Below are 385 nucleotides of genomic sequence, written 5' to 3'. Positions count from 1 at the left end.
TGCTCGCTGTTCAAATGATCGAACGGCTGCGCCGTCTGGACCTGAGTCTGGCTGTACGTGACCTGTTCCAGACCCCGGTGCTGTCCGCACTGGCTCGCGTCCTGGGCCAGCGTCGCGAAGTGCCGGTGCCACCTAATCAGATTGCGCCGGATTGCCAGACCATCACGCCCGACCTGCTGCCGCTAATCGATCTCTCTCAGGACGAAATCGATCGTATTGTGGCCAATGTACCGGGGGGGGCCTCTACGATACAAGACATCTATGCCCTCTCTCCCTTACAGGACGGCATCCTGTTTCACCACCTGCTGGCCACTGACGGTGACCCCTATCTGCTGCTCGTTCAAATGGCTTTCACGGAACGTGATACGCTGGACCGTTATTTGGC

The 385-nt window shown here is 58.7% G+C and carries 1 protein-coding gene; it reads left to right on the top strand.

Annotation, left to right across the window (positions count from 1 at the left end):
• Nucleotides 1-385 (top strand): hypothetical protein (locus tag BN2475_RS35575; protein ID WP_245841358.1); only part of this gene is annotated, 385 nt, incomplete at both ends.

Source organism: Paraburkholderia ribeironis (genome assembly GCF_900019265.1).
GTDB classification, from domain to species: domain Bacteria; phylum Pseudomonadota; class Gammaproteobacteria; order Burkholderiales; family Burkholderiaceae; genus Paraburkholderia; species Paraburkholderia ribeironis.
This window is presented reverse-complemented; position numbering and strand designations above follow the sequence as displayed.